This window comes from Mariniflexile ostreae (assembly GCF_042427585.1).
GTDB lineage: Bacteria > Bacteroidota > Bacteroidia > Flavobacteriales > Flavobacteriaceae > Pseudalgibacter > Pseudalgibacter ostreae.
The window spans coordinates 187,796-196,774 of sequence record NZ_JBHMFC010000105.1 but is presented as its reverse complement, the minus strand read 5'-3'; the positions used below and the strand labels follow the sequence as shown (position 1 = coordinate 196,774).

Genomic DNA, 8,979 nt, shown 5'->3' with positions numbered 1-8,979 from the left:
ATGGAACGCTGATAAACAGCTAATAATAATGAGAAAATTAAACGCATAATTAATAATCGAAATTTAAAAGATTACTCTTGTTTTATAGGGGTCAAAACACAAATTAATGTATTTTTAAAACGGATAAGGACAGTTTTATATTTTTTAACAGTGTATTGTATTATGCCGTTAGCGAAACAGATCTTTAATAGCTTTTGTTATTCTTACGGGACGTTTAGTTTCAGAATGCATTAAACACCAGGTGGTTTCCGATTTGGCTATTAATTTCTGGGTATGCTTATTGGTTATTTCTACAATGCGCGTTGATCTTACCCCTTCAGCTTTTTCAATATAGGTTTTAATAACGATAACATCATTTAAAAAAGCTTCACTTTTATATTCAATGCAATGTTTTAATAGCAGCCAAAAATAGTTGGCGTCAATTTCTGAAGTCACATTTTTTTTCCAATGCGCTATGGCAACATCAAGTACCCATTCTATATAACGGATATTGTTTACGTGATTAAGCTCGTCTATATCGCTTTCGGTAACGGTAATTTCAGAAAAGTAAATTGGCATACATTGTTGTTTATATGGCGAAAATAGTCTTATTTTTTTGTTCAGAATAGCTTCTAAAAGGATATATAATGATAGATAAAGTAAAGTTTTAAAAGTGTTGCTTTTTTTACAGCCTTCCTAAGATATAAAAATACAAAAAAATAAAAATTTAAGAGATTGTATTCTCAACGAGAAACAAGATGTTTATAAGATTCTAAATTTGAAATTAATTTTAAGATATCTGTGCGACTAAGCTTGTTTTGCAGGAAACATGATTATAATGGGGTGTTTTGGACAAGTTTTCACCTTTTAAGGATGAATAATCCATATAAAAACCAACAAAAACTTATATTTTTGAAATTCTAAAATAGATTTCATCCCAAGCATTGAAGATTCGATTTTAAAATTTAGACTATTAAAAAGTATATATATGAATTTCAAAACCAATTTAAAATTTGATTTAGAGAACCTCTTCCTAAACTCAGAAACAGCTAAAACTTTATATCATGATTTTGCGGCAAAAATGCCGATTGTAGATTATCACAATCATTTGTCACCTAAAAAAATCGCTGAGAACAAACCTATAAAAAACATAACAGAAGCCTGGTTGAAAGAGGACCATTATAAATGGCGTGGGATGCGTGCCAATGGTATAGATGAACGCTATATTACGGGCGATGCTTCTCCATTGGAAAAGTTTGAAAAATGGGCGGAAACGGTACCTTATACTGTTGGGAACCCGTTGTTTCACTGGACTCAAATGGAACTAAAGCGCTATTTTGATATCGACGAGGTGTTACAGCCCTCTACAGCAAAAGCTATTTACGATAAAGCCAATGCTGTTCTAAAAAACAAAACACCAGCACAGCTATTGGAGCAGATGCAAGTTAAGTTAGTTTGTACCACCGATGATCCAACAGACACTTTAGAATACCATAAACAGATTGCCGATGGAGACTTTTACACCAAAGTGCTACCCACTTTTCGTTCAGATGGTTTGTTTTTAATAGAGGATGCTAATTTTGCTTCTTATTTAAAGAAATTGGAATCTCGTGTTGGTTATTCAATCTCAAATTTAAAAGGATACTTAAAAGCGATTGATGATAGAATAGAATTCTTTAAAGAAATGGGGTGCAAGCTTTCCGATTACGGAATAGGAAGTCCTTTGTATGTTAAAGATTGTTCGGAAGAACGCGCCACTGTTATTTTTAAAAAGCATATGGATAAGGAGGTTTTAGTTGCAGAGGACGTCGAGCAATTTAAATCGTTTTTATTATTTTATTTAGCGAAAAAATACCATGAAAAAGGCTGGGCACAACAATATCACTTAGGAGCCATAAGAAATAATAACAAACGCTTACAGCAAAAATTCGGCGCGGATGCCGGATGCGATTCTATTGGCGATTTCCCGATGGCACAGTCCCTTTCTAAGTTTTTAAACCAATTGGATTTTGAAGAAAAATTGGCAAAAACTATAACATATAACTTAAATCCAGCATACAACGAAGTATTTGCCACCATGATGGGGAATTTTAACTCAGAAGAACTCCCTGGAAAAATGCAGTGGGGCGCTGGATGGTGGTTTTTAGACCAAAAAGACGGTATTGAACAGAATATAAAAGTTTTGTCTAATCTAGGTCTGTTAAGCCGTTCTTTAGGCATGCTTACAGATAGCAGAAGTTTTCTTTCCTTTCCAAGACATGAGTACTTTAGAAGAATTTTGTGTGAGGTACTAGGCAGTCAGATCGAAAATGGCGAATTGCCAAATGATATCGATTTTTTCGGTACACTCGTGGAGAATATCTGTTATAATAACACCGTTAACTATTTTGGGTTTGAATAGCCCCTTGTATATTGTGAAAAATAATAGGCTACACGTTATTACAAAGGAATGTTCATGCTTTTTCTAGTGCGTTATAAAATAAAACAGGCAGAACGGTTTTCGTTCTGCCTGTTTTATTATAGTGTTTAAAAGCTATATGGTAGATACGAACACATAAAGAATTTAGACGCAACTGGTCGTGTCTGTATAAGTGTGGTTGGCAATCTGAATCGAAATGCTACATTATTATAAATGAAAGTTCTATTAGGTGAATGAATTTTTCAATAAGAACTAGGCTAATGATGCCACTAACGGTAGGTTGTTTTTTGGAAATTCGCAGGATGAAGGCGGAATTTGTTTTTGGGTAAAAAGATAAGGTTCTTATGTGCTTGAGGGAAAACTTGAAGGATATAAATTTATTTTAAGCCTTGGAGCAAATGATTATTTTAGAACTACTACCGAAAGATTTCAACAACCTGTCGTGTTTTAAAAACTCCCCAATGCTTTGGAGCAGTTGTTGCTCTTGAACACTCACAAAAAAGTGTATATTTAAGGCATGAATCATAAGCTTAAAATCTTTAAAGAAGTAGCCTTAACCAAAAGTTTTACAAAAGCAGCAGAAAATCTTTTTTTGTCTCAGCCGGCCATTTCTAAAACAATAAGAAATTTAGAACAGGAATTTGGTGTTGCTTTTTTTAGAAGATCAGGAAACAGCATCTCTTTAACGCCCGAAGGACATGATTTTTTAAAGTATACCAATACGTTATTAGATGTTTATTCAGATTTATATAATCATTTCCTCAATCCCAACAAAACACTTCCATCAAAAATTAAAATAGGGGCCAGTACAACAATCGGACAATATGTAGCACCCAAAATTACAGCACAAATACAAAAAAAACATCCCGAATTGTATATGGTTTTAACTTGTGGAAATACCGAAGATATTCAGAACTTGATAGTAAATGGTCAACTCGACTTTGCTATTGTCGAAGGGGATAATCACGATACACGTTTGCATTATGACCCTTTTGTAAAAGATGAATTAGTCCTTACGCTCGGGCATCAAAATAGCATTTGTAAAAAAGATAGTATTTCTGTTTCCGAACTTGATAACTTTTCTTTTGTTGAACGTGAATTTGGCTCTGGCACACGTGAAGTTATAGAAAATGCCTTAAAAAAACAAGGGAATCACAAATGGGAAACCGTAAGTGTTTTGGGAAGTACAGAAAGTATTAAAAATTATTTGAAACACAGCGATCATGCTGCATTTTTATCCATACATGCCATTAACCAAGAGTTAATAGACCAACAATTACGTGTGGTAGAAGTGGAAGGCCTGAGTATCGAGCGTTGGTTTTATTTCGTATCTAGGCAAGGTTTTCAGTCTAAAACCCAACAAAAACTGCAACAGTTATTTTTAAACCATTATAACCAGAGGTAATAGCCTATTACCAATCGCTTCGCAAACAAACCACATGTTATTTCGTCCTTTGTACTGTTACTTATGAAGAGTATATACAGTATGAAAAGTATGTGGATTAAAGTTTTATTTATATTAGGAGGCCTGTTGTGTTTAAGTGGTCTTGTGGACAGTCCGATTGCATTGGTTTTAGGGTTTCTATTCACACTGTTTCTGGGAAATCCTTTTGAAAAATTAGTGCACGATGGGATTCAATACTTATTAAAAATATCGGTTATTGGACTGGGTTTTGGGATGTACTTTATGGAAACCATACAGACGGGTAAAGATGGATTGTTTATAACCATATTTACGATAGCCATTACATTTTCTGTAGGATATATTTTGGCAAAACTTTTAAGAATGGATTTAAAACTGGGGCACTTAATTTCCTCGGGCACGTCTATATGTGGAGGAAGTGCCATAGCAGCAGTTTCGCCAGTAATCCAAGCTAAACCGAAAATCATCTCGGTAGCGTTATGTGTGGTCTTTTTTCTTAACTCTGTAGCTTTATTTGTTTTCCCTGCCGTGGGGCATTATTTTCATTTAACACAGCATCAATTTGGGGTATGGGCTGCGGTTGCCATTCACGATACGAGTTCGGTAGTAGGGTCGGCATTAAGCTATGGGACTGAAGCCTTAACGGTTGCCACAACCATTAAATTGGCAAGAACACTTTGGATCATTCCTGTATCTATTATCTCTATGTTTGTATTCAAAACCACAAAAGGGAAGATAAAAATTCCTTGGTTTATCTTGCTTTTTATATTGGCTATTTTAATCCATAGTTACTTGCCGATGCCTGAGGCGCTAACAAACGGTATAACTGGTTTGTCTAAGCGTCTACTTATTGTAACCTTGTTTTTAGTGGGAAGTACCTTGAGTATTTCAGATATGAAAGAGACTGGTCCTAAACCTTTTCTATTAGGATTTCTACTTTGGATGACTATTTCAATAAGTTCTTTGATATTTATTCTAAACTAGAATGAATTCTCAATGCTAATCATTTCAAAAAAAACTTTATATTTTAAGCAGGGATACGCGTTTAAATATTTTCTCACTTAACGAGTATAACCAGTTTAATTGTTCCCAAATTAAGTGAGCTTCTTGGTGGTCGCGCTGATTTTTAGTTTCCGAAATAGTAAGCTCCTTGATTTTATTGGATGTTTCTGAAAAACGTTGTCTATTTAAATGTGATTTAGAGAGGTCTCTCTGCTTTATGTTGGCAGAGGGCTTTGTTTCTAGAATATTTAATATTTGATTGAGATTGGTATTGACGTCGTCACACATCAGAACAAACGTATCGGAAGCTTCAGAAGTGGGCTGGTTTTGGATGTAAATGCTTAAGGAGGCCAGGGCAGATAAAAAGGTGTGGTTAAGCACTACAAGTTCGTAAACGTCATCTAATTGCTTTTGTTTCGATTGTGGTTCTTGTGCCATGCGTTGAAAGGCAGCACTTAAATTGGAAACTTGTAAAAAGGCTTCTTTTCTAGATACTTTATAAGCAGTGCTCACCTTGCCTTTTTCTTGATAGAACGTACTAATGTGCTTGAAAAAATGACAGTTAGCTTTAATGCTGTCTCTAATGTTTTCGCCTATTTCCATAATTCCCCAAGCTGGCCATAACCATAAAATGGCCATAAAGGATAGAACAGCACCAATAATAGTATCTAAAACACGAAATTGAATAACAGTAAGCACATCCGGTTCGATAATAGCGTAGATAAAAACAACACTTAAGGTGATAAAAATAGCAGAGGCCTTATAGTTTTTTTGAACCATTGAAAAGGTTACTACTAACGAAGCTATCCCTAAAATAGCATAGAGGTAGGGGTTTTGTATTAAAAACACCAAGCCTGTGGCCAGTAAAGCACCTATTAGCGTACCGATAATACGGTCTTTAGAGCGTTTTTTTGTAAGTCCATAACTAGGCCTCATAATAACGATAATGGTTAAGAGTATCCAATAAGGATTTTGGAAATCGAAAACTTTACCAATTACATACCCAATCATTACAGTTACGGCCAAACGCAAGGAGTGCCTAAAAATTGTAGATCTAAAACTAAAATTTCTTATCCATATTTTAGGATCGTAATCGGGAAGGACAACAAATCGTTTTAAAACATCCTTTTCAATAAAATCATCTGTGTCTAGTTTAGGATTTCCTAACAGCCATTTAATCTCTTTTAGTTTTCCAATTTGTTTTTCTTGATAGTCTAATAGGTTTTGAAGCATTAAATACCCTTCATAATCCTCTTGCCCCATAGTTTGTTTAAAGTGTTCAATATCTTGTTTTATAGTATTAAAAGCATGGGTTAAACTATTGTTTCTAGGGAGTTTTTTTGGTGTATTGCTGTATTTGGCGATAAGTGTTAATTGCGATGCCATTTCAAACATTAAATCTTGAAAGCTCTGAATAAATTTTGGATGCTTACATAATAATGTATCTAGTTTATTGTAATTTACAGGATTGGCAATAGCTGTTTCTAGAAGGTCTATAAGTTGAACAAATACTAATAAACGCTTTCCTTGGTAATTAGATTTTCCTGAGTTTTTTCTCGAAACCATGAAAATATCACGCATTGTTTCATGATGTTCTGTAAGCTCATGCTGCTGCTCTAATAGTTTTACTAATAAATTTTGGCGTTCTTTTTGCGATTCAATAAGCTTTGCTCGAGTTTCTATAAACTCGGCGGTTAGAAGGAATATTTTGTTTAAAACCTCTTCGGTTTGCGCTTTAGGGTTAATATAATACCATAATGTAGACAATGATAAGTACCAAATACCGCCAATACCAATTAATATAGCACGTTGATAGACCTCTAAGGTGTCAGAATCGTTTGCAAAACTCAGTACAAGGGCCAAAAGTCCTGAAAAACTTATTAAAGAGGCCCTAAATCCATAGACAGAGATAGAGGCGATAGCAAAGGTGAGTAGGCCTAAAACGGGTAATAAAATCCAAATTGAAAATTTGAGATAGCCTCCAATAAAACTTACAACCATAACCATGGCTGCAGAGAACAAGATGCCTAAGTTTTTGTGTTTGTTACTGCCGCTAATATCACTTGGAGAACACCAAAAGGCCCCAAAACATATGGCAAGTCCTATTTCAAAATGACCCAACGATACCCCTATAACAACAGGAATGGTAACCGAAACGACGATAAGGATAGCTTTTGAAAAATTAGTACTTTTCATGAATTGTACTAGTTCAAAAAAAGCATTCGGATAGGGTTTTATAAGGTTTCTCAAAATATAATATTTGAGCAGCAAAATTAAACTTTGAAATTGTACTTTCAATAAAAGTACAAAACTTCTTTAGTTTTTTTATTAACTCGGTTACGATTTGTTTCAGGTTTTATAAATCCTGATTCATTATTCTTGTGAGCTGAAAATAGCGTTTATAGTTATCTGGAATGGTATTGATATCTAAAAGTGCCCCAACTTTCATTGGCGGGTAAATCTCATCATAGGTTTGAACATTATACATCCCTACACGCTTGCTTATATGCTCACGGGAAAGGTCTTCGGGAGCATCAAGTCCTGCAGCGGCAATAAGCTCTAAAAAACTATGGATTGTCGCTTCATGATACCGGTGGGCACGTGGTGCCTTATCTTCTACAACTAAGCCTTTAACTAAAGATTTATCTTGTGTGGCTACGCCTACAGGACAAGTGTTGGTGTTGCATTTTAACGCTTGAATACAACCGATGGAAAGCATCATGGCACGTGCGCTATTACAGGCATCGGCGCCAAGTGCTAAGGCTCTTGCCATATGGAAACCAGTAATGATTTTACCTGCAACAATTACCTTGATATCTTTTCTTAGGTCGAAGCCTACCAAGGTGTCATGTACATAAATTAATCCTTCTCTTAACGGCATGCCCATAGAGTTCGAAAACTCTACTGGCGCAGCCCCAGTACCGCCTTCACCGCCATCAACAGTTATAAAATCTGGGGTTATGCCTGTGTAAATCATTGCCTCACAGAAATCCATAAATTCCTGTTTCCTGCCCAGGCATAATTTAAAGCCCACAGGTTTACCATCAGAGAGGTCCCGAAGTTTTTTTATAAAATGCATGAAGGCTATCGGGTTTGAAAATGCAGAATGGGACGGTGGAGAATGTACTGCGACGTGGGGAGGTATATGCCTTATTCTAGCAATTTCTTCAGTGTTTTTTATGGCAGGCAATATGCCTCCATGGCCTGGTTTGGCACCTTGAGATAATTTGATTTCTATCATTTTAACTTGAGGGCGTATCGCATTTTCTCTAAAGGTCTGTTCATTAAATGAACCGTCATCGTTTCTACATCCAAAGTACCCTGTTCCAATTTGCCAGATCAGGTCGCCTCCATGTTCTAAATGGTAATCGCTAATCCCGCCTTCCCCTGTATTGTGTGCAAAACCGCCCATTTTAGCACCTTTGTTTAAAGCCAGAATGGCATTTTTGCTAAGGGAGCCAAAACTCATGGCAGAAATATTTAATAAACTGGAGGAGTAGGGCTGTTTACAGTTCTTGGCACCTATAAGTATTCTAGGGAATTCTCCAATTTTTTTAGGATTGTGTTTGGCGTACATAGAGTGTTCCATCCATTCATAACCCGAATGGTAAATGTCCATTTGGGTACCAAAAGGCTCGGTGTCGTTTTCGCCTTTGGCCCTTTGGTATACAAGTGACCTTAAGATGCGATTTAAAGGTCTTCCCTCCGTATCGGTTTCTACAAAATATTGCATGATTTCTGGTCGCACAGATTCTAATACATAGCGAAAGCGCCCAATAAGAGGGAAGTTGCGTCGAATGGTATGCTTTTTTTGAATGATATCATAAACCCCCATTATAATAAGAGGGGCTATTAGTATAAAGGCCCATAATATGAGGAGCCAAAAAAAAGCAATTGCTATTACCGCTACAACGGTTAATATGGAACTTATAATAAAAAATTCACGAACTTTCATAAATTGGTTTCTATTTAAACCTTAAAGATAAGACTACCATTTAAACTATCAAACAGACAACATAATTGTTTTTTACTTATAACTTATAATTTAGATGACTTATTTTTAATTGGTGTTTTTCACACGTAGATATAAAAACCTTGGAGTAGTTTATGGTATCATGAGCAATCCCTTAACTTTGTAGCCATAAAAAATCATACT

General features: G+C 35.5%; 6 protein-coding genes. 3 read left to right on the top strand and 3 right to left on the bottom strand.

Annotated elements, in window-relative coordinates; translation table 11 throughout:
* Positions 1 to 168: 168 nt before the first annotated feature.
* Positions 169 to 558, bottom strand: coding sequence for an acyl-CoA thioesterase (locus ACFFU9_RS16165; RefSeq protein WP_379862524.1), 390 nt, complete (start codon positions 556 to 558; stop codon positions 169 to 171).
* Positions 559 to 967: 409 nt separating this feature from the next.
* On the opposite strand from ACFFU9_RS16165, the gene uxaC reads away from it, so the two are divergent.
* The 3 genes from uxaC (at position 968) to ACFFU9_RS16150 (ending at position 4,805) form a co-directional block, all read left to right on the top strand.
* A complete protein-coding gene (uxaC, locus tag ACFFU9_RS16160; protein WP_379862523.1) occupies positions 968 to 2,380 on the top strand; it encodes a glucuronate isomerase in 1,413 nt (470 codons plus the stop codon).
* Between the two features lie 535 nt (positions 2,381 to 2,915).
* Positions 2,916 to 3,803 carry a LysR substrate-binding domain-containing protein gene (locus ACFFU9_RS16155; RefSeq protein ID WP_379862522.1) on the top strand — a complete coding sequence of 296 codons (888 nt, stop codon included), beginning with the start codon at positions 2,916 to 2,918 and terminating at the stop codon, positions 3,801 to 3,803.
* Between the two features lie 63 nt (positions 3,804 to 3,866).
* Complete coding sequence (locus tag ACFFU9_RS16150; protein WP_379862521.1) at positions 3,867 to 4,805, top strand: YeiH family protein; 939 nt, start codon at positions 3,867 to 3,869, stop codon at positions 4,803 to 4,805.
* A gap of 36 nt (positions 4,806 to 4,841) precedes the next feature.
* On the opposite strand, the gene ACFFU9_RS16145 is transcribed toward ACFFU9_RS16150, so the two are convergent.
* Both ACFFU9_RS16145 and ACFFU9_RS16140 read right to left on the bottom strand, forming a co-directional pair.
* Positions 4,842 to 7,019, bottom strand: coding sequence for an FUSC family protein (locus ACFFU9_RS16145; protein WP_379862520.1), 2,178 nt, complete (start codon positions 7,017 to 7,019; stop codon positions 4,842 to 4,844).
* A 160-nt stretch (positions 7,020 to 7,179) separates the two neighbouring features.
* On the bottom strand, positions 7,180 to 8,778 hold the full coding sequence (locus ACFFU9_RS16140; RefSeq protein WP_379862519.1) for an FMN-binding glutamate synthase family protein: 1,599 nt from the start codon (positions 8,776 to 8,778) through the stop codon (positions 7,180 to 7,182).
* Positions 8,779 to 8,979 lie beyond the last annotated feature (201 nt).

Bases quoted from the DNA above. Each gene is read 5' to 3' on its own strand.
- ACFFU9_RS16165 (WP_379862524.1), bottom strand. From the start codon at position 558: ATGCCAATTTACTTTTCTGAAATTACCGTTACCGAAAGCGATATAGAC.
- uxaC (WP_379862523.1), top strand. From the start codon at position 968: ATGAATTTCAAAACCAATTTAAAATTTGATTTAGAGAACCTCTTCCTA.
- ACFFU9_RS16155 (WP_379862522.1), top strand. From the start codon at position 2,916: ATGAATCATAAGCTTAAAATCTTTAAAGAAGTAGCCTTAACCAAAAGT.
- ACFFU9_RS16150 (WP_379862521.1), top strand. From the start codon at position 3,867: ATGAAGAGTATATACAGTATGAAAAGTATGTGGATTAAAGTTTTATTT.
- ACFFU9_RS16145 (WP_379862520.1), bottom strand. From the start codon at position 7,019: ATGAAAAGTACTAATTTTTCAAAAGCTATCCTTATCGTCGTTTCGGTT.
- ACFFU9_RS16140 (WP_379862519.1), bottom strand. From the start codon at position 8,778: ATGAAAGTTCGTGAATTTTTTATTATAAGTTCCATATTAACCGTTGTA.